This window comes from Deinococcus phoenicis, assembly GCF_000599865.1.
In the GTDB taxonomy this organism is placed as follows: Bacteria; Deinococcota; Deinococci; order Deinococcales; family Deinococcaceae; genus Deinococcus; species Deinococcus phoenicis.
The window spans coordinates 1-22,229 of the sequence record NZ_JHAC01000093.1 but is presented as its reverse complement, the minus strand read 5'-3'; the positions used below and the strand labels follow the sequence as shown (position 1 = coordinate 22,229).

Below are 22,229 nucleotides of genomic sequence, written 5' to 3'. Positions count from 1 at the left end.
GGGCAAAGGCAAGCGCGGCCCACCCTTACGTCAACGCCAGCACTTCCGTGATCAGGAAGCCCAGGGCCAGACCCAGCCCCACGCTCAGATACAGGAGATCCTGCTGCCGGGGATGCCAGCGCCACTTCTGAACGTGGCTCAGCAGCAGACTCACGCCCAGGGCACCGTACATCGGGGCCAGCAGGGCGTGCCGGTGACGCAAGGCCACGAACGCGACGGCGAGATCGACCAGCCCGTTCGCCGGGACCAGGAGGGCCACCTGCTTGCGCCGCTGCTTCATGGGTGAACGTGGCCCTCCTGTCCGGCGTGGGCATCCGGGGGTTCGAATTGCACCGTGCTGTGCTCAATCCCGTGGCGCTCAGCGATGGCATGTACCTGAGGCAGCAGGGCGGCCTGCGGCTGGCCAGTGGCCACCACCAGATGCGCGGTGAGGCTGTGCAGCCCACTGGTCACGCTCCAGACGTGCAGGTCGTGTACCTCCTGCACGCCGGGCAGGGCCGCCAGTTCCGCCCGGAGCCCATCGAGATCCACGCCTTCCGGCACCCCTTCCAGCAGCACGTTGACGCTGGAGCGCAGCAGAACCCAGGTGCGCGGCAAAACCCAGAGACCGATTCCTGCGCCCAGGACAGGATCCACCCAGGTGAGGCCGGTGAAGCGAATCACCAGCGCGCCCACGATCACCGCCACCGAGCCGAGCAGGTCCCCCATGACCTCCAGGTACGCGGACTTCACGTTCAGACTGTGCTCGCTGCCCGAGACGAGAATGCGGGCGCTGATCAGGTTCACGATCAGGCCGAGAACGGCCACGATCAGCATGGTGGTGCTCTGCACCTCCACCGGCTCGCGCAGGCGGCGGTACGCCTCGAAGAGGATGTACAGGCCGATGGCAAAGAGCGCCCCGGCATTCAGGGCCGCCGCCAGAATCTCGGCCCGGCGGTACCCGAAGGTGCGTTTTCCATCAGCGGCCCGCTGCCCGATACGGATGGCAAACAGGGACAGGACCAGCGCCATCACGTCGGTCAGCATGTGCCCCGCGTCCGACAGCAGCGCGAGACTCCCGGAGAGGAAGCCGTAAATCACTTCCACCACCAGAAACGTCCCGGTCAGGGCCAGGGCGACGCTGAGCTGCCGGGCGCTCGCGTTCGCGCCGTGGCTGTGGCCGTGTTCACTCATGCTGCATGCCGTCCATTTCCGGCATCTCGGGCTGCGCTTGCGCGGGGGGTTGACCTGTCATGCGCTTCTTCAGCAGGGCGTCGATGGCCTGGATCTCCGAGGTCTGTGCCGCCACCACCCGCTCGGCAAAGGCCCGGACTTCCGGCCGCTTCACGGTCTTCAGGGCCGACTTCGCCATCGCCACGCCGCCCTGATGGTGCCGCCGCATCAGCACCAGATACCGCGTCTCCGCCGTGTTGACGGGGAGGTGCTGCAACTCCCGTTCGTCCTCGGCGGAGGCCAGGCCCATGCTGGCCCGGTCCATGCCCGCCATCGGTGCTTCTTGGCTGGCCAGGGGACGGCCCCAGGCCATCAGCCAGCCGCCCATCTGCCCGATCTGCGCCTGCTGCGTGAGGAGGATGTCCTGCGCGAGCAGCTTCACCGCCGGGTCGGCCGCCCGCTTGACCATCGTCACGCTCATGTCCACCGCCTGGGCGTGGTGGGCGCTCATGTCCCTGGCGAAGGTCACCTCGGGGCTCCCCTCGGCGGGTGGGCGGGGCCAGATGACGGCCGTGCCCACGCCCAGGAGCGCTGCCGCCAGCACGCCGCCCGCCCAGAAGCTCAGACCGTGCCGTTGTACGCGCCGCTGCATGAGGCACCAATCTCCGGGGCTTCTCCGCCCTGCTCGTATTTCTGGAGGAACGGCTTGATGCGCGGGTCCGAGACGTCCTGCACCTCCAGTTGCTTGTTCCAGGCACTTAGGACCAGCGGGGCCGTCTGCGTCTCATGGGGAGAGAGCAGCGTGTAGGGGCGCCCTTCCACCAGCTTCTTCAACGCCTCGACCTGGCCCGCGGGCAGGTCCGGCCGGTAGGTGAGCCACACTGCCCCGTGTTCCAGGCTGTGCACGGCGTACTCGTCGTAGAGCGGCCGGTCGTACACGCCGCAGTTCTGCCAGGCGGGGTTGTGCGGTCCGCCTGCCGGGGGGGTCTGGGCGTAGGGGACGCGGCCCTCCTGGTGGGCCCCCCCCTTGTTCTGGAAGCTCTTGACGCCCTCGATGTCACCGCCTCCCTGGGTGCAGGCGGCGAGCAAGGCGGGCAGGGTCAGCAGGATCAGTCGTTTCATGGGTTCTCCTTGGGTTGAGAGGTAGCACGCCGGTCAGAGGCGGAATGTCCAGCGCGACGTTCTGCTTGCCAGGCATGGAGCAGCAGCCAGAGGGTGCCCGTACACACCAGCACGTCCGACAGGTTGAAGATGGGAAAGGGCCGGCCCGTGAGCGGGAGCGTGACCACGTCCAGCAGGGGCGAGGTGAGGTAATCGACCACCGCGCCGCGCGCCAGGCCGTCCACCGCATTGCCCAGCGCGCCCGCCGCGATCAGTGCCAGGGGCCAGCGGCGGGCGCGGGGGAGGCGACCGGACAGGAGCGCGGCCACGATCACCAGGCCCACAATCAGGCGCAGGAGGGCCAGGGGGGCCGTGAAGCCGCCCAGCAGGCCCCAGGCCATGCCGGGGTTCAGCGTGAAGCCCAGATGCAGCAGGCCAGGCAGCAGAACGCGGTCCACACCCGGGGTCAGATTTGCCGCGGCCCAGGCTTTGAGCAGCCCCTCCAGCGCCAGCAGGGCCGCGATCAGGCCCAGGGGCGGCCATCTCACGACGCCAGCTCCAGCAGGTAGAGGGCCACGAAGCCCGCGAAGAAGGCGGCGGTGATCAGCGGCGTCTCCTTCACCTCGTGCGCCTCGGTGAGCAGTTCCTCGGTGACCAGGAACAGCAGGGCCGCCGCGCCAAAGGACAGGACGACCTCCAGGGGGAACCCGGTCAGGCCCTGAAGGAGGGAACCCCCCAGCAGCGCGCCCAGGATCACCAGCAGGCTCAGCCCGGTCACGGTCAGGACCGTGCGGCCCCGGGGCATGCCGGACTCCCCCAGACTGGACGCCACCGAGACGCCCAGGAACAGCAGTTCCAGCGTGAGGGCCACCACCAGCAGGGTGCCCACCCGCGCGCCCGCCGCGAACCCCACACCGATCAGCAGGCCGTCGATCAGCACGTCGATGCCGACCACCGTGACCAGGCTGACATTCCCGCTCCGGGCGCGCCCGCCCACCTCGCTGGGCCGTTCCAGGCGTTCGGCGAATTGCCGGATCACCAGCATCGCCACCACGCCCAGCGTAAAGCCGATCACCACCCCGAACGGCTGATGGCCCCGCGTGATCTCCGGCAGCAACTCTCCGGCCACTGCCGCGAACACCACGCCCGCCGCGAAGTGCTGCACGAAGGAACGCAGCCGCTCCCCGGGCGTCCGGAAACTGGCCGCTACCCCGCCGAGGATGGTGGCGGCCACCGGGATCAGCGTGAGCGACAGGATTTGCTGGAGGGGCGCGCTCAAGAGGATGAGGTTCCCGCCTGCAGGGCCGCCAGAATCCGGGGCCGCTGCTCGTCGAAGGGGCCGTTAAAGACCTGCTCGCCGATGACCGTGACCGGGGCGATGCGCACGTCCGCCCGGCGCTGCATCTCGGCGAGCGCCGCCGGGTCGCCCCGCACGTTCTTCTCGGTGAAGGCGGCCCCGTGGTGGGTCAGAAGCCGCTTGATAGCTGCGCAATCCGCACAGCCCGGGACGGTGTAGAGCGTGATCTCAGACATGAGGTTCCTCAGGCGCGGTGGGGAGCGGCGCTGACCGGGACTGCACGGGTTGTCCGGGGTTCACGGCCCTGCCAGCGCAGCAGGCGCAGGGCATTCGCGGTGACGATGGCGGTGGCCCCAGTATCGGCCAGGATCGCCATCCAGAGGTTCGTGTAGCCCAGCAGCGTGGTGATCAGGAAGATCGCCTTGAGGCCCAGGGCAAAGGCGATATTGACCTTGATGTTGCCCATGGTGGCGCGCGACAGGGCCACCAGATCGGCCACACCCGTGACACGCTCCTGCAGCAGGGCGGCGTCGGCGGTTTCGAGGGCCACGTCCGTACCGCCGCCCATCGCGATGCCCACGTCCGCCTGGGCCAGGGCCGGGGCATCGTTGATGCCGTCGCCCACCATCGCCACGCCGCCCTGCGCTTTCAGGTCCGCGATCAATCGCAGCTTGTCCTCAGGCAGCAGTTCCGCCTGCACGTCCAGCCCGAGGTCACGTCCGATGGCCTGCCCGGTGCGGCCGTTGTCCCCAGTCAGCATGACGGTGTGCACGCCCAGGCGCTGGAGGTCGGCGATGGCGTCCCGCGCGTCGGGCCGAGGCTCGTCGCGGATGGCGATCACGCCGAGGGGCGCCCTGCCGTCCAGCAGCACCACGGCGGTGCGGCCCTGCGCCTCGAACGCCTCGATCTGCTGCTGGAGCTGGCCCGACAGGGAGGTCAGCGCTGCGGCATGTCGAGGCGAACTCACGCTGAGGGTGCGGCCCTCGACCGTGGCCGAGACGGCCTTGCCGGGGATGGCCTGGGCCTCGGTGACCGGGGGCAGGGCCAGGTTGGCCTGCCGGGCGGCGTCGGTGATGGCCTTGGCCAGCGGGTGACTGCTGCCCGACTCCACGGCGGCGGCCAGGCGCAGCACCTCCTGGCGGTCGAGGTTCAGACCGACCACGTCTGTGACGCGGGGCTTGCCCGCCGTCAGCGTCCCGGTCTTGTCAAACGCGATGGTCCTGACGCTGCCGATGGTTTCCAGCGCCGCGCCGCCCTTGATCAGCAGGCCGCGCCGCGTTCCGGCACTGATGGCGCTGGTGATCGCGGCGGGCACACTCAGCACCAGGGCGCAGGGACAGCCGATCAGCAGCAGGGCGATGCCCTTGTAGAGCCAGGGGTGCCAGGCCGCCCCGAACAGCAGCGGGGGCACCAGGGCCACCAGCGCGGATACCAGCACCACGCCGGGCGTGTAGTACCGGCTGAAGCGGTCGATGAAGCGCGCGGTGGGGGCCTTGCTGCCCTCGGCCTCCTCGACGAGGTGGATGATGCGGGCGATGGTGTTGTCCGAGGCGGCCTTATCCACCCGCACCGTGAGCACGCCGTCGGTGTTGATGCTGCCCGCGTACACGCTCTCCCCGACGCCCTTCACGACGGGGACGCTTTCCCCCGTCACCGGGCTGTCGTCCAAGCTGGAGGTGCCGGTCAGGATGGTGCCGTCGGCGGGCACCCGCGCCCCCGGATTCACCTGCACGGTCTGGCCGACGGCGAGTGAATCAGCAGGAACCTCGCGGGTCCCCTGACCTTCGATCAGCAGGGCCGTCTTGGGTGCGAGCGCTGCGAGCGCCTGAATGCCCGCGCGGGCGCGTCCGGCGGCGACGCCTTCCAGCAGCTCACCCACGGCGAAGAAGAACACGACGACCGCCCCCTCGGCGGCCTGCCCGATCAGCACGGCACCGATGGCGGCGAGGCTGACGAGCATGTTGATGCTGAAGGGGTCGCCGAAGCGGGCACTGGCGACCGCCTTTTTTGCCAGCGGCCACACGCCCAGCAGCGTCGCGGCAATGAAGCCGTACGTGGCGAGTTGCGGCTCAATGAAGCTGAAGAGCCAGGCCAGGATCAGCAGCACGCCGGAGGTGACGACCAGTTTGCCCTGACCGGTCGCGTACCAGGGTTGACCGGGCTTCGGGGCCTCGTGGACATGGCCGTGCCCCGCGTGGTCGTGGCCACTGTGGTCATGGTCATGACCTTCGTGGTGAGCGTGGTTCTGGGCGGTGGATGCGGGGGCCTTTCCCAGCAGGGAAGGCGTGTACCCCAGCGCCTTCAGGTTGCCTTCCAGCGTCGCTCGCTGGGTCTGCCGCTCGTCGAGGTCCAGGTCCAGGGTCTGCTTGTTAAAGCTGGTCTTCACGCCGGTCGCGCCGGGCAGCGTGGCGATCATACGCTCGACTTTCTGCACGCAACTGGCGCAGTCCATTCCCTCCACGAAGTAAGTCAGGTGGGCGGTCTCCGCCTGGGCGGGCGCGGGGGACGCTTCCCCGCTAAGCAGGGAAGGCGTGTACCCCAGGGCCTTCAGGTTGCCTTCCAGGGCGGTCCGTGCCGTTTGCGTCTCATCAAGGTCCAGGTCCAGGGTCTGCTTGTTGAAGCTGGTCTTCACGCCGGTCGCGCCGGGCAGGGTGGCCATCATGCGCTCGACTTTCTGCACGCAACTGGCACAGTCCATTCCCTCCACGAAGTAGGTCAGGTGGGCCGTCCCCGGCCGAGGGGGATCCGAGCGGGAGGACGAGGAGGTCATGGCCCCACTATACCTGAGTGACGGTTCATATGTAAGTCTGCTCAGACATGAAATGGAATTGGCGGTAGACTCATCTGGAAGCCGAAGGAGGGCGCGTACGCTGACCACCCAGGAGGCAACGTATGACGATGCAGTCGCAGATCAAGCCAGGGATGCCCGTGAAGTGCGCGAACGGAATGGACCACGGACAGGTGGACAGCGTCGACGGCGAGTACATCAAGCTGACCAACGACGATTCCGGTCAGGCCCACTGGCTGCCGCTGAGCGCCGTGGATCATGTGGACGAGCACGTCCACCTGAACCTCAACCACGAGCAGGTGCACCAGCAGTGGCTGAGCCAGGACCCCCATCCCCAGCACCGTCCATAAGCAGGCAGGCACGAGGGGGCAACTGTTCAGTTGCCCCCTTTCTCAGCATGGTCCCCGCCCCACCGTGCTGGTGTCTGCCTGGTCAGGTTGTCCTTGGGCAGGCCGAAGAGGCGCCCGAACAGGAATTCAGAGCATGAAATGGCCACGTCAGACGGCAGTAACTCCCTGTTCGGTTCCCAAAGCGAGTGGCAGCTCCACCCTAAATGTCGTCCCCTCCTCCCCTGTGCTCACCACCTGGATGGCCCCGCCCATCGCCTCAACAAGGTGCCGGGATACGGTGAGGCCCACCCCCGCCCCGACGCTCTCGTCCGCGTCCCGCGCACGGGACTTGTCCGAGCGGTAGAAGCGCTCGAAGACATGCGGAAGGTCTTGCGGCGCGATGCCCTCCCCGGTGTCCTGCACGTCCACCCAACCGCACCTCCCATTCCCGTCCACGTGCAGCGTCACGCCTCCCACCTGAGTGTGGCGGAGCGCATTCGACAAGAGGTTGACCAGCACCTGAGTGACCCGGTCCGGATCCGCGAGTACCCGCGCATCGCGCTGCGTGTCCAGCCCCAGGGACAACCCCTTGTTTGCAAAGGGCCACTCGAACTGCGCGCAGGCCGAGCGGGCGAGTTCCGCCAGGTGAACTGGACGCGGCATCACCGGAATCACGCCTGCCTCCGCCTGCGTCACCAGGGACAGGTCCTGCGTCAGCCGCTCCAGCCGCCGGATCTCCCGAATGAGGTCCGGCCCGGCCTCCTCAAGGCGAAACACGCCGTCCAGCAGCCCTTCCGTCAGGCCCCGCATCCCAGTCAGCGGCGTGCGCAACTCGTGGGCGACTGTCCCGATCAGTTCCCGGCGCCGCATCTCCGTCGCCTCCAGGGCCTCGGCCATGCGGTTGAAGCTGCCCGTCAATTCCCCCAGTTCATCCCGGCCCATCTCCGGCAGCCGCTCGGCGTAATGCCCCGCGGCGATGCGGGTGCTCGCGTGGCTGACACGTTTCACGGACCGCAGAATCTGCCGGCTGACAAAAGCACTCACACCCAGCGCCACCAGCAGTGTCATGAAACTGGCGACGGCGAGGGCGCTCCCGAACGCGCCGGTGAAGCCCTCGGACAGTTGACGGCGCATCTCCGGGATGTTGCGGATGCCGAACATCTGCACCATCTGCTCAATGTGTGTCCGGTAGAAGAGCGGGGCCGTCCACTCCGCGATCACGATCATCGTCGTGGCGGCCAGCGCGATCACCGCCAGGTACGAGAGCAGCAGCTTTGCTCTCAGGCCGAGCCCGGAAGCGGGCTTACTCGGGGCGGCCAAAGCGGTACCCCACCCCCCGCACGGCATGGATGAAGCGCGGCGACTGCCCGGACTCCCCCAGGTGCTTGCGCAGACTCACCATGTGCACGTCCACCACCCGGTCCACCCCCGGGAAATCCTCCCCCCACACCCGCTGAATGAGTTCGTTGCGGGCGAATACCCTTCCCGGTGCCCGGGCGAGTTCGTACAGCAGGTCGAACTCCAGCGCACTCAGGTCCAGCGCCTGTCCGGCCAGGCTCGCCGTGCGCGTCACCGGATCCACGCGCAGCCCCTCGTACATCACGGGCGCGGGGGCCGCCTCGCCGGAGGTGCGCCGCAGGATCGCCTTCACCCGCGCCACCAGTTCCCGCGGGCTGAAGGGCTTGACCACGTAGTCGTCCGCGCCGAGTTCCAGGCCCAGCACCCGGTCGAACTCCTCCCCGCGGGCCGTGAGCAGAATGATCGGCACGTTCGAGGCGGCGCGAATCCGTTTGCAGACGTCCAGCCCGTTCATCTTCGGCAGCATCACGTCGAGCACGACCAGCGCCAGACCGCCCTCCTCCGCCTGCCGCAGACCGTCCATACCGTCCGCCGCCGTGCGGACCTCGAACCCTTCACGCTCCAGGTACGCCGAGGCCACCTTGCGCACGCTCGGCTCGTCGTCCACCACCAGCACCGTATTCATGCGTCCCCCCAGTATGTCAGGCATCTCAGGGTCCTGTCGGGTTGTCGCGCACGGTCAGAACTGCACGCCGATCCGCCGGGCGCTGGCCCACAGCGCCTCCCGGGTGAAGGGACCGTTGTGTTTCTCCTGAATCACCCCGTTTGCGTCGATAAAAAACGTCTCGGGAATCCCCCCGACGCCGTAGTCGATGGCCGTCCGGGACTGCCGGTCGATCACGCCGGGGTACGGCACGGCGAACTCCCGCACGAAGGCCCTTGCCGCGTCGGGCTGGTCCTGAAACACCACGCCCACCATCGTGAGGTTCCGCGCGTCCCGTGCGAACTCACCCAGCATGGGAGCCTCCTCCCGGCAGGGAATGCACCACGACGCCCAGAAGTTCACGATCACCGGCCCGCCCAGGTGGTCCCGCAGCCGGAAGGCTTGGCCGTCGAGCGTGACCAGCGTGAAGTCCGGGGCCGGCTTTCCCACCAGCGGTGACTCTATACCCTTGCTGGGGCGCAACAGAGCCACCGCCAGCACCGTCACCACCAGGGCCGCGAGCACCGGGGGCAGCCAGCGCCTCACCGACCACCCCGGTCGGCGGACTTCATTCGGGGAAACGCTCGGGGGCACGGTTCTTGTACCGTTCGATGAAGTCCACGATCTTCGCCTCGTCCAGCGTGTCCAGAGTGTACAGCCGCCGCCAGGCCGTCACGGCCAGCGGCACCTTCAACTGTGCGTTCGGGGCAACCACCGTCTTGTTCGGAAAGCGCTTCTGAATCGCCTCCAGCTTCCCGATGTCCCCCTTCAGCAGCGCCGGGTTGTACTGGATGACCACGCCACCGTGCTCCAGGTTGTGCACCAGGGTCTCCGGCGCAATCTCGTACACGAAGGTGCCCCACGGCTGCGGCTGCACGTAATGCCAGCCGCTGGTGGCCGGGAACGAGTTGTACGGGGGGTGCTGAGCACCGAAAGCAATGTGCTCCTGCCCCTGGTTGGGGAACGTCTGGCCCAACCCTCCGGCTTCGCCACCCGAACGGGCCCACCACGCCCCACTCACCAGCGCCAGGGCGAGTGCCCCGACCAGCACGGCGGGCCAGGGGTTGCGGCGCTGCGGCGCCGAGCTGAACTTCACGTCGGGTTTCCTGCTCGCTTTCGTCACGTGCCCACGCTACGCGGCACGTGTTCAACCTCAATAAAACCCGGCGTCACGTCGTGTACGGCGTCAATCCCGTTGGAGCCCCTGCGCTTTATCAAAGCTGAACAGTGCTTTGCGAGCATGCCTGCCGTGAAGCGCCTCTCCCTCCTTCTCGCCGCATTCGCCCTGACCACGGCGGGTGCCCACGGCAGTGAATCGCACGCCGTCGGCCAACTCCGCACCCGCGACGCGCACGCCCTGCTGTGGCTTCCGGATGGCCGCCTCCTGTTCGGGCACCATGACGGCGTCCAGGTCAGCACCGACCGGGGCGTGACCTGGAAAAAGCTGCTGGACAAGCCCAATTTCGACGCGATGAATCTACAACAGGCCGGAAGGACCCTGGTCCTCGCCGGGCACGACGTGTACGCCACCAGCGGCGACGGGAAGCGCTGGACGAACCGCAAGCCCAAAGGCCTGGGCGGCACGGACCTGCACGGGTACGCGGTGGACCCAGAGAACAGCAGGCGGCACTTCGCCTGGGAAGCCGCGACGGGCCTGTACGGCAGGACCGACGGCGGCGCGACCTGGACGCCGCTCGCCGCGCAGAACCTTCCCCCGGACGTGATGAAGCTGGCAGCCGGTTCGGGCGGGAGCCTCTACGCGCTCTCCGCCCGGACAGGCTTGTGGCGCTCCGCTGACGGCGGGAAGTCCTTCACCATGCTCCAGACCCCCGAAAGCCAGCCCTACACCCTCAGCATGGCGGCGGACGGTGCCCTCTGGGTGGGGGGAAGAGCGGCGTGTGGCGTCAGCAGAAAGGCGCCTGGTCGCGCGTGGCAGACGGGGCCGCCAGCGTGATCGCCGTGAATCCCAAACGGCCCGGCGAGGCCGTCTGGGTGGACGAACAGGGGGCCGTGCATCGCAACCTCGACTGAAAACCTGAAGCCTCTCCTCACCTTTATTGAGACTGAACAGACCGCAGGTACGGTGGCCCCGTTCGGGATTCAAACCGAACGACTGGGAGGTTCCATGAAGCGAGTTGTCCTCACGTCAATGCTGCTCCTGTCGGCTGCCTTCGCTCAAGGCACGACGCCCATGTCCCAGGGCATGGGGCAGAGCACTGAAATGGACGCGATGATGGGGCAGTGCATGCAGATGATGCAGGGCATGGGCGGCCCAGGAGGTATGCCCATGATGGGCGGACAAACGAGCGCCGCCTCGGGATTCAGCCGGACAGCGGTCGAAGCGGTCGCCCGGGCGTTTCTCCAGGGACAGTCTACGGGCGGGATGGTGCGCATCACGGGCGTTGACCGCCTGGGTGATCACTACCAGGTGCGCTACCTCCTGGGGAGCAGGGCCGGTACCCTGCGGATTCACGCGATCAGTGGCGAGGTTCTGAGCGGCTCTCAGTAAAGCGAGTCTGGGAGAGCCTTCACCCACGCCCGTCCATCACCACGCACAGGAGAAGTTGGGCTGTTCACGCCCCGTTCGTTCCAGGGAGGACCCTATGCAAGTGAAAGACGTGATGACCAGTAACCCCGCCTGCTGCGCGCCCGACACACCCTTGCCCGAAGTGGCCCGGATGATGGAACAGCACGATTGCGGCTGCATTCCCGTCGTGGAGGATCAGGACAGCAAGAAGCCCGTCGGGATGATCACCGACCGGGACATTGCCCTGCGCGGCGTTGCCCAGGGGAAGGACGTGAGGAGCATGTCCGCGCGCGACTGCATGTCCACCTCCGTCGTGACCGTCACCCCGGAAGACAGCGTGGATGACTGCTGTAAGGCGATGGAGGACAACCAGGTGCGCCGTGTCGCCGTGGTGGACCACCAGGGCGGCTGCTGCGGCATGGTGTCGCAAGCCGATGTGGCGCTGGACACCAGCGGTAAGGTCGGCCAGGTCGTGCGGGAAGTCTCCCAGCCGACCGACAGCGCGTCGAACGTGCCCGGCCAGTAACGCGTGACGTCCGGGCGGGGGCCGCCGAACGGGTGTGCCCCCGCCATCTCTGGAGGACCCTATGGCGAACGCCGAGCGCGTCCAGCACCTCTATGACCGCGTCGCCGCCCGTTACGACGCCGCCATGCGAACCCGCCTTCTGAACGAGTTGCGTTCTCGCCTCCTTGCGAGTGCCCGTGGAGACGTGCTGGAACTCGGGGTGGGAACGGGCGCGACATTCGCGCACTACCCGGACACCGTGCAGTGCCTCACAGCCCTCGACCTGAGTGGCGGGATGTTCCACCAGGCGCACCTCAAGGCCCTGACCCTGCCGTTCCCGGTGCACTTCGTGCAGCACGATGCCCAGACCCTGCCATTCGAGGACACGCGCTTTGACACCGTCGTGAGTTCCCTCGCGCTCTGCGGCATTCCCGATCCGTCACGCCTCTTTGCGGAGGTGCGCCGGGTGCTGCGGCCCGGTGGACGGCTGCTGGCGCTGGAGCATGTACGTCCCCCCAACCCGTGGCTGGGCCGGATGGCCGACCTGATCGACCCGGTCTTCGATCCGGTGGTCGGCTGCCATCCGAACCGGCCCACACCCGAATTGCTGCGCGCTGCGAGCTTTGCGGTGGAGGTGCGGGAACGTCATCTGGGCGGCGTCCTGGTGACGCTCGAAGCTTTTCCCGACACGGACGGTTTGGCGTGACCCTGGACCGCCGGACGCTCAACACCGCTCTGGTGTCCATCTCCGGCATCGCCTTCGTTCTCAACTTCACCTGGGAGATGCTGCAAATGCCCCTCTTTGAGGGCATGGACTGGTCCCCCACCTCCTGGACCCTGTGCGCGGCGGCCTCGCTGGGCGACGCCGCCTTCTCGGCGGCGGCCTACACGGCACTTGCGCTGAGGCACGGGGAGGCACGGTGGGTGTGCCGGCGTGACGCCCGTGACGTCGGGTGGGTGGTCATGGGCGGTCTCGTGGCGGGGGTGTTGGGCGAGTGGGTGTCACGCGCGCTGGGCTGGTGGTCCTACAGCGACCGGATGCCGCTGATACCCGGCCTCGAAGTGGGCGTGGTGCCGCTGGTGCAACTGGCGGTGCTGACCGTCGCCACCTTTGAACTCGTTCGGCACTTCGGTCTGTGCCTGTCACGGCCTCACACCTGATACCAAATTGCGGTGATTCCTTGGAATCATCCGAGCGGAGCGAGTAACAAAAGATACGGGCTGGCGGCGATGGAAGAACATCCGGCGCTTTTCCGGATGTTCTGGAATCAGAGCAAGCCCGTATGAATCCTTCAGCACCGGTCCTTGTATGAACGGCCCGGGCCACCTGAGGACGTCCAGTCCCGGCGCGTCCGATACCTCCCACGTCTGCCTGGGCTGGCCGGGGTACCAGGATCACGCGTCCTGGCGTTCACCAGGACAAGCGGTGGGTGCAGACCCGGCAGCACCCCGACCTGTCCTGATCGCCGTCAGAGCAACCAGTAGATGAAGGTGTCGTACAGCCCAGCCAGAACGAACACGGCACCCGCCAGGGGCGTGGCGAGCCGGTGGACGCGCCGGAGTCCACCGATGTACGTCTGCCGCCCGCTGGCCGATGCCGCTGGCAGGAACGCGACCAGGACCAGCAGGGGAAGCATCATCCCCAGCACGAACGCGGCCGGATACAGCGCCCCCAGCGGCGCGGTGAGCGCCAGGGGGAGGGTCAGGCCAAAGTAGAGCAGGAAGAGCGTCGGACAGAACGCGAAGCTGAAGGCCAGACCCAGGGCGAACGCCCCCAGGGTGCCGCGCCGCACCCGGGCGCGCTCCTCCAGCCGCTCCGCGAGCCGCGCACCGACCGTGAAGCGCGGGCGGAGCACGCCGACCATCACCAGGCCCACCAGGAACATCAGTGGCCCCAGCACCCGCCGGACGCCCGTGAAGAAGGGGCCTGAGGCCGTCACGCTTCCGCCGAAGACGTACACGGCCACCGCGCCAAGCACCAGGTACACCAGCAGGCGCGCGAGCACGAAGGCCAGGCTGCGCGGCCACGCTCCCCCCGCGTGACCGTCCCGCGCGACATACGCGAGGGTGGCCGCGCCGGTGGAGAGCTGACAGGGCGCGGTGGCGGCCAGCAGTCCCAGCAGGAACGGCGTGAGGAGCGAAGCGCCGGTCTGGAACCGCAGGGCGCTGATGGGACCGGCCAGGGTCCCGTTCAGGGTGCCGCTCAGGCGGTACAGGTCCAGGGCCGCCTGCCGCAGGCCCGGCGCCACGGCTGGCCACGCGACGAGGAGCGCCACCAGGGCCGCGCCCGACCCGACGAGCAGCCACCGCGTCCTCACCGGCTCCAAGTGCTCCCCCCGTCCACCGAGCGGTACACCACGCCACTTTCGGCGGCGGCGTACAGCTTCGCTTCGTCCTGTGGGTCGGCGGTGACCAGCAGCGCGCCTTCCGGCAGGTTCAGGTCCGTCCAGGTTGCGCCCCTGTCCTCCGAACGTGCCACGCCGGTGGGACCGGCGATATACACGTTGCCGCTCACAGGATGAACGTCCAGGCCGGAACCGGCGGCCTGCGGCGCGTCCCCGGCCCGCTGCCAGGTCGTGCCGTTATCCGAGACGATCAGGCCATCACCCATGGTGAGGGCATAGAGACGCGGGAACGGCCCCGGCCCCACCGCAAGCGCCATTGCGCCCGCCGTCGCCGGGGACACGAACCGCCAGTCCTGGCCGTTCTCGGTGCGGTACAGGCCCCGCCCGGCGATATTCGCGTACCACACGTCCGGCTGGTCGGGCAGGGCGGCAAACCCGTGGATGTCCGTGCCCGGCAGGTTCCCGAACCCGCTGTCCTGCCAGGTCTGCCCGCCGTCGCGGCTGGTCTTCAGCACGTCGTGCCCGGCCAGCACCAGCGTGCCGGGTGTCCGCGCGGACGAGGCGAGCGCCATGGCGTCCCCAGCACCATCAGTCGGGCCCCACGTTCTCCCCCCGTCCGAACTGACCGAGACGCCCGCATGCTGCCCGTACAGCAGGCGGCCATCCGGGAGGACCCGCAAGGCGTGGAAGTCGCCGCTCAGGCGCTGAGCCACCCTCACCTGGTTGCCCTGCGTCTGCCACCACAGCGTACCGCCCAGCAAGGCCGCCGTGAGCAGGGCCGCCGGCAACAGCACACGGCGCCGGGTGGGGGGTGCAGCAGTGACCGTTCGAGCCTTCGTCGTCATGTCACTCCCTGAAGGCCGTGGCCTGCACGGGAACGGACGCTGGGGCGAGTTCAGGCTGCGGGGCAGGTTCCGGCTTCGCCACGTGACTCCCATGGGGCATGAAGCGCATCATCAGCAGCATCGAGAGCGGGCACGCCGCTGCCAGCAGGAAGGGCAGCGCGGCGGTGAACGCGCCCGGGGACACGGCGAAGTACAGGCCTACGGCCAGGGCGGCGAGGCCCACGAGCACCTTCCAGTTCAGGCACATCCCGAAGAGTTTCATGCCCTCCACGGTAGAGAACGTCTGTTCAACTTCAATAAACCCCGGAGACACGTGATGCAGCGGGTCTGCGCGGTGGATGAAGCAAAACAAAAGACCCTGTTTTATTGAAGCTGAACATAGTGCTCTTACGGTGGCGGGGATGCCAGGGGTGTCCTGACGAGGAGGAGAGAGGCCATGACGACGCGGGACCAGCGCACCGAGAAGACAGAACTGCCGCTGGAGGGGCTGTCCTGCGCGAGCTGCGTGCGGACCGTCGAGAAGCAGCTCGTGCGCACGGACGGCGTGAAGCGGGCGGAGGTGAACCTGCCCCTGGAGAAGGCGTACGTGGAATACGACCCGGCGCAGGTGGACCTCGCGCAACTCAAACGCGCGGTGGAGGGCGGCGGGTACGGGGTCCGCACGGGTGAAAGGGCGCTGGACGTGGTGGGCCTGGAACCGTTCGTGAACGCTGCGGAGCTGGAAGGGGTGCTGTCGCGGGTGCCGGGTGTGGTCCAGGCGCACGTGGATCTGGACGCGCGGAAAGTGCACGTGCAGCACCTGAGCGGCGGGGTGGACCTGGCGGACCTCGTGGCGGCGGCGGACGCAGCGGGGCTGAAACTCTCCGCGCCGGACGTGCCTGCCTTGGGGCTTGACCCACAAGACGTTGCGCGCGCCCAGGAGTACCGGACGCTGATGCGCAAGTTCTGGTTCGCGGTGATCGTCGGCGTGCCGGTGCTCGTCACGATGTTCATGGAACTGAATCCCGCGTTTGGGGAAGCGTTGATGCCTTACGAGCGCGTCATCGGTCTGGCCGCGGCCGGCCTGACCCTGCCGGTGCTGGCATGGTCTGGCGGACAGTTCTTCTCTGGCGCGTGGAACAACTTTCGCAACCACAACGCGAACATGGACACGCTGGTCGCGCTGGGCACTGGTGTCGCCTGGCTGTACTCCACTGCGGCGGTCCTCGCCCCGCGCTTCTTCCCGGAAGGGACCGCCGGCATGTTCTTCGACGTGGCGGTGATCGTGATTGCGCTGATCGTCCTGGGGCAGGCGCTGGAGGTCCGTGCCAAGGCCCGGTCGGGCGCCGCGATCCGCAAGCTGCTGGAGTTGCAGGCGAAAACCGTGCGGGTCGTGCGGGACGGCGTGGAGGTGGAAGTCCCGGTCGAGCAGGTTGCGGTCGGGGACCTGGTGCGGGTGCGGCCCGGGGAGCAAGGTGCCGGTGGACGGCGTGATCGTGGACGGCCAGAGCGCCCTGGACGAGAGCGTCGTGACGGGCGAGAGCGTGCCGGTCGACAAACGCCCCGGCGACCCGGTGATCGGGTCGAGCCTGAACACGACGGGGGCCTTCACCTTCCGCGCGACGAAGATCGGGAAGGACACCGCCCTCGCGCAGATCGTGCGCCTGGTGCAGCAGGCGCAGGGCAGCAAGGCCCCGATCGCACGCCTTGCCGACGTCATCAGCTCCTACTTCGTGCCCACGGTGATGATCATCGCGATCCTCACATTCCTGGTGTGGTTCAACTTCGGCCCCGCCCCCGCCCTGAACTTCGCCGTCGTGACCGCCGTGACGGTGCTGGTGATCGCCTGCCCCTGCGCGCTGGGCCTGGCCACACCAATGGGCCTGATGGTTGGCATCGGCAAGGCCGCCGAATACGGCGTGCTGATCAGGAACGGGGAGGCGCTGGAGACGGCGGCGCGGCTGGACGTGATCGTGCTCGACAAGACCGGCACGATCACGCAGGGGAAGCCGGAAGTGACGGAGGTGCAGCCGCTCGGGAAGTTCGGTGAGGCGGAACTCCTGATGCTCGCGGCGGTGGCGGACAAACGCAGCGAGCACCCGCTGGCCGCCGCGATTGTGCGGGGGGCCCAGGCGCGGAGGATCGACCTGGGCGAGCCGGAAGCCTTCGAGGCGCTGCCGGGCTATGGGGTGGAAGCGACCGTGGCCGGGCGGCAGGTGCTGGTGGGGAACGCGAAGCTGATGCGCCGCGCGGGTGTGGAGGGACGGTCCTTTGGTGAACTCGCCGAGCGCCTCGCGGACGAGGGGAAGACGCCGATGTTCGTGGCGGTGGACGGCCAGCCGGCGGGGGTGATCGCGGTGGCGGACACCCTTAAGCCAGACTCAGTGGAGGCCATCCGGGCCTTGCGGGCGCGGGGACTGGACGTCGTGATGATGACGGGTGACAACGAACGCACCGCGCGGGCGATTGCCCAGCAGGCGGGCATCACGCAGGTGCTGGCGGACGTGCTCCCCGAGGATAAGGCGCGGCACGTGGCAGAACTCCAGCAGGCGAATGAACCGGGCAAGGCGCGCGGGGGGCGCGGCGCACGTCTGGTCGGCATGGTGGGGGACGGCATCAACGACGCGCCCGCCCTCGCCCAGGCGGACGTGGGCTTCGCCATCGGGACTGGAACCGATGTGGCGATCGAGGCGGCGGACGTCACGCTGGTGGGCGGCAGTCTGCGGGGCGTCGTGACGGCTGTGGAGTTGTCCCGCGCCACGCTGCGGAACATCAAGCAGAACCTGTTCTGGGCCTTCGCGTACAACGTCGTCGGCGTTCCCATCGCCGCGGGCGTGCTGTACCCCTTCTTCGGGGTGCTGCTTTCGCCGATCCTGGCAGGTGCAGCGATGGCGTTCTCCAGCGTGAGCGTGGTGACCAACGCGAACCGGTTGCGGTTCTTCCGCCCACGGGAGGTGAGGGCATGAGCACGGCGCAGTGGATCGTCACGCTGGTGGGCCTCGGCTTGATCGCCTGGATCGTCTGGTACTTCTGGCTGTGCCAGCGGGAAAGCGTGCAGGCGCAAACAAAGGAGGGTGGCCTCAGGCTTTTATCTCAACTGGGTTCAGGGATGAGGAGGCGGAGGGCGGCGAGGGGGTTGAGGCGGAGTTGGCGAACGAGCGCGGTGAGGTGGCGCGACTGTGAGGTCAGCAGGGCCAGGACCACGCCATTGAGGACAGCACGTCCCTGAGCGCCCTTTCGCAAACGACAGCGATCTTCGTGGAGGACGGTATCGCGGCGATGATGGCTGCGATTTTCAATGCCCCAATGGCCCCGCCAGCAGTCCTCCGCTTCCTGGGCCGTCAGCAGCCTGCTGCTGACGGCATAGCGGACTTCTACAGTCTGGAGGCCATTGCGGCGAGTGATCCGATGTTCGCGGCGAATCAGCGTCTTCACGTCAGGAAGGGCTTGAGAAATCGCTTCGGGAAGATCAGCACCGGTGATGACCTGGCTACGCCGCTCCCAGACCTCCCCACTGCGGTATTCCACATCCACCACGCCGTTCTGCGTCGGGTAGCTGAAGGCCAACTTGGCCCATTCCTTCAATTCTTTGACGTTGTTCTTGAGGGGAACGAGGTAGGCTCCGCCTGCCTCGATCACCTGCGTGGTGAAGCCTCGCTCGGTATAGGCCGCGTCCAACGTCAGCAGCCAGTTGGGTCCAAAGACAGCAGCCAGTTGGGTCCAAAGACAGCGGTGAGGGTCACCAGCAGTTCCCCCATCCCTTTGGCCTCGTGTCGTCCTGCCTGGTCCGCCTGCGTCACCGTCACCGTCAACTCGTGGAAAAACACCGACAGGAACGAGAGGGCCGCCTGGCCCTCTCGCCCGCTCCCCTTGAGGACTTTGCCGTCACCCGCCAGCAGGACGAGTCGGTCATGCGCCGTAGGATGTTGGGCGTTCACCCAGGCCAACAGGGCGGTCTGAAGCTGGGCGAGATGCTGTTCCAGCGACCAGAAGAAGCGGTAAATCATGGCCTGTTGGGGGATCCGGTCCAGCGCGAGGTGCTGACACAGCACCTCGCGCTGCCCTTGCAGCCACTGGGACAGGGCCAGGATGTTTTCTGGTCCTGTCAGCAGACCGACCAGAATGACCGTCCAGAGCGCATTCCAGGGGTAATGGATGCGCTTCTGGTCACGCCAGTCCGGGATTTGGGTTAAAAAGGGCAGTGGGCTGATGGGTGGTCGCACAACTCCCTATCAGCCCTTTTCCTTGCCCCCAGTCAAGATAAAAGCCTGGGGTGGCCTGCAGGAAGTTGATGTGTCGGTGAAGGGCGGGTACCAGCCCGCCGTGATCGAGGTGCAGGCCGGGCAGCCGGTGCGGCTGAACTTCACGCGGCGGGAGGCCAGCACCTGCGGGGAGGAAGTGGTCCTCCCCGCCTTCGGGCAGCGGGCGCACCTGCCGGAGAACCAGACGGTGCCGCTGGAGGTGACGCCCGCGCAGCCCGGCGAGTACGAGTTCACCTGCGGGATGAACATGTACCGCGGCAAGATCATTGCCCGCTGAGGGGGAAGCCATGACGTAGAACATGCCGCTCACTGGTCGGAACACCCCGAACCCAAGCCCTGGACACCATGGGAGGATCACATGACGAACGCGCAGCAGACGGGCACGAACAATAGCCCCTCGATGATGCAGGACTGCATTCAGGCCTGTTCCGACTGTCACGACGTGTGCTTGCAGACGCTGAACTACTGCCTCCAGCAGGGCGGGCGGCACGCGGAGGCGTCGCACGTCCGCCTGCTGATGGACTGCGCGATGATCTGCCACACCAGCGAGGACTTCATGCTGCGTGGCTCGGAGCTGCACGCGCGGGTGTGCGGGGTATGCGCGGAGGTGTGCGAGCGCTGCGCGGAGAGCTGCGAGGCGCTGGGGGACGACCCGCAGATGCGGACGTGCGCGAACACCTGCCGCCGCTGTGCCGATTCCTGTCGGCGGATGGCGCACGCCTGAAGCCAGGCCGAAGGCGCCGGGGACCCCCTCAGAACGCGGGTCCCCGCTTTATTGAAGTTGAACAGAGGGACGCTACCTTGTTCTCAGCAGCGTGACGGCCTGTTCCCTGCGTGGACGGCGTGCGCGGGGAGTGACCGTGATGATGGGAATGATGGGATGTGGCGGCGGCATGCTGCTGAGCCTGCTGCTGTGGGTGGCCGTGATTGCCGCCGTGGTGTACCTGGCGGTGCGGCTGACCCGTGATGGCCGTCGCGACGATGGGCCGGACCGGGCGTGGCAACTGGCGCGCGAGCGTTTCGCGCGTGGCGAGATCACCGGTGAGGAACTCGACGACCTGGAGCGCTGGCTCCGCCCGTGACCCGGCACGCTGACCGCTTGGCGCGGCCGGTACGGGTCCTCCTCGTGGTGTTCAGCCTCGGCTGGCTGTCCGGCGCCGCCGCACACGCCTTCCTGGTCAACACCAGCCCGCGTGCCGGGGCGCGCTTTACCGAGGCGTCACGGGAACTCGCGTTGCAGTTCAGCGAACCCGTGAGTCTGCACTCGGCCCAGGTCAGGGTTCGGGTATTGAAGGGAGGGCTGCTGGAGGTCCGTGAGCTTCACCCCGGTGCCGACGCCCGGAATCTGCTGGCGACCCTGCCGTCCCTGAAGCCGGGCGTGTACGTGGTGGCGTGGCAGGTGGTGGCGAGTGACGGGCACCTCTCCAGCGGGGAGTTCGCCTTCGGCGTGGGTCCCGAGGGGGCGATTCCCGGGTTGCAGGACAACGTGGACGGGGTGCCGCTCCCCTGGGTGGCGGGCAGCACCCTCCTGCTGGTGGGGCTCGCCCTCGCGCTGGGCGGGTGGATCAGCGAGCGGTCCGTGTGGCGGGGGCAGAGCGTGCCGCGCGCGTGGATCGGCCTGGGCGCGGTTCTGGCCGTGCTGGGCAGCGCCGTGCATCTCGTGTCCCTGGCCGGGAGCGGTCCGCAAGCGGTCAGCACAGTCCTGACCAGCCGCCCGGGCGTCGCGGCGTCCCTGGCGCTGCTGGCCTTCCTGGTGAGCGCCCTCATGGCCAGGGGTCGCGCGCGGCCTTTCGTGGGCCTCCCGTTGGGCGTCGGGGCGCTGGCCGTGGCGTGGCAGGGGCACCTGGGCAACGCCGAGAGTTTCTGGTTCACGCCGCTCGGTCTGGCGCACCTGCTGCTCGCCGCGGTCTGGGTCGGAGCCCTGGTCCACCTCGCGCAGGTGCTGTGGTCGGGGAGGGCCGCCGGGTGGACGGAAGGGATCAGGGCGGGCACCGGGCGGTACGCGGGGCTGGCGGCCTGGACGGTGGGGCCGCTCCTGCTGCTCGGTCTGGTCCTGGCGTGGCCGAAGTTCGCAGTCCCGGATGAACTGTGGACGACGCAGTACGGGCGGCTGCTCCTCGCCAAGGTCGCCGCAGCGCTCGCCGCCCTGGCGCTGGCCTGGCTGTCCCGCACTCGGGCGATGCCGTCTCGAACGACCACCCCCTCGCGCCTGTCGCGGTTGGTGCCTGCGGAAGTCGTCGCGCTGCTGGGCGTGTTGCTCCTGAGCGCGGGGCTGGTGAACGCCACCCCGCCGCAGGCGCTCACGGCCGCGAACATCCTCGGCGCGCCTCCTGCGGGCGCGGCGGTGCGCGCAGCCGATCAGGTCGGATTCCTGAGCGTGTACGTCACGGCCGCCGAGGGGGAACTGCGCGTGCAGGTCGCGCAACCGACCGGAAAGCCGGGCGAGAAGACGCGTGTCTGGGTGAGTGGCGAGGGGCCTGCTGGAAGCTTCACGCTGTACCCGCGTTCCTGTGGCCGTGGGTGTTTCCGGGCCCCCTTTGCGTGGACGCCGGGGGAGACGACCGTCCAGGTGAGGGTGACTGACCCGGAATGGCCAGGGGGGCCGACCACGCTGAAGCTGCGCTGGCCACCCGGCCCGGATCAGGCGGGGCGGCTCGCGCGGGTCGTGGAGGCCATGAAACAGGCGGGAACGTTCACTGTGACGGAGCAGGCGCTCAACAGCCTGGACCCCTCTCCCCACACCTTTCCGCTGACGGCAGAGACGCTCGCCGCGACCGACCTCTACCTGGGCGGCGGGGCGGAGGACGTGCATGAGGTGGGACGCGACGAAGAGGGCCACACCGTGCTGTCGCTGTTCGTTCCCGGCTCCAGCATCTGGTACGAGCTGCATGTCGATGAGCGCAACCGCATCCGGCGGGAACGGGTCGTTGGCCTCTCATACGCTGTCCAGCGTGAGATCGCGTACCCTCCATCCCAAAAAGGGGACTTGCCCTGACCAGCCGGATACAGTCCTTCACCGACCCGCGCATTCCGCTGATCGCGTACCCTCCATCCCAAAAAGGGGACTTGCCCTGACCAGCCGGATACAGTCCTTCAC

The 22,229-nt window shown here is 68.1% G+C and carries 27 protein-coding genes and 1 pseudogene; 11 read left to right on the top strand and 17 right to left on the bottom strand.

Going from position 1 to position 22,229, the window contains the following annotated elements; genetic code table 11:
• Positions 1-25 precede the first annotated feature (25 nt).
• From DEIPH_RS17700 to DEIPH_RS17665, 8 genes are read right to left on the bottom strand one after another with little or no spacing between them, the layout of a single operon-like run.
• Complete coding sequence (locus DEIPH_RS17700; RefSeq protein ID WP_034360828.1) at positions 26-280, bottom strand: hypothetical protein; 255 nt, start codon at positions 278-280, stop codon at positions 26-28.
• On the bottom strand, positions 277-1,173 hold the full coding sequence (locus DEIPH_RS17695; RefSeq protein WP_034360826.1) for a cation diffusion facilitator family transporter: 897 nt from the start codon (positions 1,171-1,173) through the stop codon (positions 277-279). Before DEIPH_RS17695 ends, DEIPH_RS17700 begins: the two co-directional genes overlap by 4 nt.
• Positions 1,166-1,804, bottom strand: coding sequence for a DUF305 domain-containing protein (locus tag DEIPH_RS17690; protein ID WP_051517507.1), 639 nt, complete (start codon positions 1,802-1,804; stop codon positions 1,166-1,168). Before DEIPH_RS17690 ends, DEIPH_RS17695 begins: the two co-directional genes overlap by 8 nt.
• Positions 1,774-2,274: a DUF3105 domain-containing protein gene (locus DEIPH_RS17685; RefSeq protein ID WP_034360823.1), complete on the bottom strand. Its 501-nt coding sequence runs from the start codon at positions 2,272-2,274 to the stop codon at positions 1,774-1,776. Before DEIPH_RS17685 ends, DEIPH_RS17690 begins: the two co-directional genes overlap by 31 nt.
• Positions 2,271-2,801 carry a signal peptidase II gene (locus tag DEIPH_RS17680; RefSeq protein WP_051517506.1) on the bottom strand — a complete coding sequence of 177 codons (531 nt, stop codon included), beginning with the start codon at positions 2,799-2,801 and terminating at the stop codon, positions 2,271-2,273. Before DEIPH_RS17680 ends, DEIPH_RS17685 begins: the two co-directional genes overlap by 4 nt.
• Positions 2,798-3,532, bottom strand: coding sequence for a ZIP family metal transporter (locus DEIPH_RS17675; RefSeq protein ID WP_051517505.1), 735 nt, complete (start codon positions 3,530-3,532; stop codon positions 2,798-2,800). The genes DEIPH_RS17680 and DEIPH_RS17675 overlap by 4 nt, the downstream gene beginning before the upstream one ends.
• On the bottom strand, positions 3,529-3,786 hold the full coding sequence (locus DEIPH_RS17670) for a glutaredoxin family protein (RefSeq protein WP_034360821.1): 258 nt from the start codon (positions 3,784-3,786) through the stop codon (positions 3,529-3,531). The genes DEIPH_RS17675 and DEIPH_RS17670 overlap by 4 nt, the downstream gene beginning before the upstream one ends.
• Positions 3,787-3,794: 8 nt before the next feature.
• Positions 3,795-6,320: a heavy metal translocating P-type ATPase gene (locus tag DEIPH_RS17665; RefSeq protein ID WP_051517504.1), complete on the bottom strand. Its 2,526-nt coding sequence runs from the start codon at positions 6,318-6,320 to the stop codon at positions 3,795-3,797.
• A gap of 122 nt (positions 6,321-6,442) precedes the next feature.
• On the opposite strand from DEIPH_RS17665, the gene DEIPH_RS17660 reads away from it, so the two are divergent.
• Positions 6,443-6,688, top strand: a complete 246-nt coding sequence (locus DEIPH_RS17660) for a DUF2171 domain-containing protein (RefSeq protein WP_034360819.1) — start codon at positions 6,443-6,445, stop codon at positions 6,686-6,688.
• A 147-nt stretch (positions 6,689-6,835) separates the two neighbouring features.
• Here the strand turns inward: DEIPH_RS17660 and DEIPH_RS17655 are convergent, their stop codons facing one another.
• The 4 genes from DEIPH_RS17655 to DEIPH_RS17640 are packed head-to-tail and all read right to left on the bottom strand — an operon-like array spanning position 6,836 to position 9,792.
• A complete protein-coding gene (locus tag DEIPH_RS17655) occupies positions 6,836-7,987 on the bottom strand; it encodes a sensor histidine kinase (protein ID WP_232472390.1) in 1,152 nt (383 codons plus the stop codon).
• The gene (locus DEIPH_RS17650; RefSeq protein ID WP_034360817.1) at positions 7,971-8,651 is read right to left on the bottom strand and encodes a response regulator transcription factor; all 681 of its coding nucleotides are present in this window, start codon (positions 8,649-8,651) and stop codon (positions 7,971-7,973) included. Before DEIPH_RS17650 ends, DEIPH_RS17655 begins: the two co-directional genes overlap by 17 nt.
• Positions 8,652-8,705: 54 nt before the next feature.
• Positions 8,706-9,215 carry a TlpA family protein disulfide reductase gene (locus DEIPH_RS17645; protein ID WP_034360816.1) on the bottom strand — a complete coding sequence of 170 codons (510 nt, stop codon included), beginning with the start codon at positions 9,213-9,215 and terminating at the stop codon, positions 8,706-8,708.
• A 22-nt stretch (positions 9,216-9,237) separates the two neighbouring features.
• Positions 9,238-9,792 (bottom strand): DUF3105 domain-containing protein, encoded by a 555-nt coding sequence (locus tag DEIPH_RS17640; RefSeq protein ID WP_081790992.1) that lies wholly within the window; start codon positions 9,790-9,792, stop codon positions 9,238-9,240.
• Positions 9,793-9,918: 126 nt separating this feature from the next.
• Between DEIPH_RS17640 and DEIPH_RS17635 the strand changes: the two genes are divergently transcribed.
• From DEIPH_RS17635 to DEIPH_RS20280, 5 genes are all read left to right on the top strand, one after another.
• Positions 9,919-10,623 carry a beta propeller repeat protein gene (locus DEIPH_RS17635; RefSeq protein WP_152545022.1) on the top strand — a complete coding sequence of 235 codons (705 nt, stop codon included), beginning with the start codon at positions 9,919-9,921 and terminating at the stop codon, positions 10,621-10,623.
• Between the two features lie 171 nt (positions 10,624-10,794).
• Positions 10,795-11,178, top strand: coding sequence for a hypothetical protein (locus DEIPH_RS17630; RefSeq protein ID WP_152545021.1), 384 nt, complete (start codon positions 10,795-10,797; stop codon positions 11,176-11,178).
• Between the two features lie 94 nt (positions 11,179-11,272).
• The gene (locus DEIPH_RS17625; RefSeq protein ID WP_034360812.1) at positions 11,273-11,722 is read left to right on the top strand and encodes a CBS domain-containing protein; all 450 of its coding nucleotides are present in this window, start codon (positions 11,273-11,275) and stop codon (positions 11,720-11,722) included.
• Positions 11,723-11,783: 61 nt separating this feature from the next.
• Complete coding sequence (locus DEIPH_RS17620) at positions 11,784-12,407, top strand: class I SAM-dependent methyltransferase (protein ID WP_034360810.1); 624 nt, start codon at positions 11,784-11,786, stop codon at positions 12,405-12,407.
• Positions 12,404-12,862, top strand: a complete 459-nt coding sequence (locus tag DEIPH_RS20280) for a hypothetical protein (RefSeq protein ID WP_034360808.1) — start codon at positions 12,404-12,406, stop codon at positions 12,860-12,862. Before DEIPH_RS17620 ends, DEIPH_RS20280 begins: the two co-directional genes overlap by 4 nt.
• 308 nt (positions 12,863-13,170) lie before the next feature.
• On the opposite strand, the gene DEIPH_RS17610 is transcribed toward DEIPH_RS20280, so the two are convergent.
• From DEIPH_RS17610 to DEIPH_RS17600, 3 genes are read right to left on the bottom strand one after another with little or no spacing between them, the layout of a single operon-like run.
• On the bottom strand, positions 13,171-14,019 hold the full coding sequence (locus tag DEIPH_RS17610) for an urease accessory protein UreH domain-containing protein (RefSeq protein ID WP_235183289.1): 849 nt from the start codon (positions 14,017-14,019) through the stop codon (positions 13,171-13,173).
• Complete coding sequence (locus DEIPH_RS18965) at positions 14,016-14,891, bottom strand: WD40/YVTN/BNR-like repeat-containing protein (protein WP_051517500.1); 876 nt, start codon at positions 14,889-14,891, stop codon at positions 14,016-14,018. Before DEIPH_RS18965 ends, DEIPH_RS17610 begins: the two co-directional genes overlap by 4 nt.
• A 1-nt stretch (position 14,892) precedes the next feature.
• On the bottom strand, positions 14,893-15,138 hold the full coding sequence (locus tag DEIPH_RS17600) for a DUF2933 domain-containing protein (protein ID WP_235183299.1): 246 nt from the start codon (positions 15,136-15,138) through the stop codon (positions 14,893-14,895).
• 189 nt (positions 15,139-15,327) lie between these two features.
• Here DEIPH_RS17600 and DEIPH_RS21020 point away from each other — a divergent pair.
• A pseudogene (locus tag DEIPH_RS21020) lies at positions 15,328-17,836 on the top strand (heavy metal translocating P-type ATPase).
• A gap of 127 nt (positions 17,837-17,963) precedes the next feature.
• Here the strand turns inward: DEIPH_RS21020 and DEIPH_RS18960 are convergent.
• Entirely contained in the window at positions 17,964-18,548 is a 585-nt protein-coding gene (locus DEIPH_RS18960; protein WP_051517499.1) for an ISAs1 family transposase, read from the bottom strand.
• Positions 18,549-18,550: 2 nt separating this feature from the next.
• The gene (locus tag DEIPH_RS17585) at positions 18,551-19,093 is read right to left on the bottom strand and encodes a transposase family protein (RefSeq protein WP_034360803.1); all 543 of its coding nucleotides are present in this window, start codon (positions 19,091-19,093) and stop codon (positions 18,551-18,553) included.
• A 70-nt stretch (positions 19,094-19,163) separates the two neighbouring features.
• Between DEIPH_RS17585 and DEIPH_RS17580 the strand changes: the two genes are divergently transcribed.
• The 4 genes from DEIPH_RS17580 to DEIPH_RS17565 all read left to right on the top strand — a co-directional run bounded on the left by DEIPH_RS17580 (position 19,164) and on the right by DEIPH_RS17565 (position 22,127).
• The gene (locus DEIPH_RS17580; protein WP_051517498.1) at positions 19,164-19,409 is read left to right on the top strand and encodes a cupredoxin domain-containing protein; all 246 of its coding nucleotides are present in this window, start codon (positions 19,164-19,166) and stop codon (positions 19,407-19,409) included.
• 81 nt (positions 19,410-19,490) lie between these two features.
• Complete coding sequence (locus DEIPH_RS17575) at positions 19,491-19,856, top strand: four-helix bundle copper-binding protein (protein WP_034360801.1); 366 nt, start codon at positions 19,491-19,493, stop codon at positions 19,854-19,856.
• A 91-nt stretch (positions 19,857-19,947) separates the two neighbouring features.
• A complete protein-coding gene (locus tag DEIPH_RS17570; protein WP_235183288.1) occupies positions 19,948-20,214 on the top strand; it encodes an SHOCT domain-containing protein in 267 nt (88 codons plus the stop codon).
• Positions 20,211-22,127 carry a copper resistance CopC family protein gene (locus DEIPH_RS17565; RefSeq protein WP_034360797.1) on the top strand — a complete coding sequence of 639 codons (1,917 nt, stop codon included), beginning with the start codon at positions 20,211-20,213 and terminating at the stop codon, positions 22,125-22,127. The genes DEIPH_RS17570 and DEIPH_RS17565 overlap by 4 nt, the downstream gene beginning before the upstream one ends.
• Positions 22,128-22,229: the final 102 nt, after the last annotated feature.